The following is a 342-nucleotide window of genomic DNA, read 5'->3' as shown; positions in this document are numbered from 1 at the left end:
AGGTGGGCAAGATGCGCAAGAACAACGATATAAATAAAAGATGTGGTAATGTTACTTTCACTCCCGGTGAAGTAAAATCCATCAGAAATAAGCTGATTAAAACTGTAAAACTGCAGCACAATAAAGACCACACTTAGGCCTAATGTCGCCAGCAATCCTGTAGTAGTAAGGGAGCGATCATCTCTTTTTATAGCCCTTTCAGCAAAATGAAGAGTGATACTGCTCAACAATATGATTATGGTGCTCCATAGAAAGCTGGCAGGCAGGTCAAGTTCAGCTACCCAGTCTGGCCTGGACTTACTTACCACATAAGCACTGGTAAGCCCGGCAAACATCATTGCC

1 protein-coding gene is annotated in these 342 nt (G+C 43.0%); it reads right to left on the bottom strand.

The features are described 5' to 3' along the window. A partial coding sequence (locus HC176_RS18110) for a cytochrome c oxidase subunit 3 (protein ID WP_209309812.1) occupies positions 1-342 on the bottom strand: 342 nt, incomplete at both ends.

Source organism: Tamlana crocina, from assembly GCF_012037625.1.
Note: the sequence above shows the minus strand (reverse complement) of the source record. Positions and strands in the feature narration are given on the sequence as shown.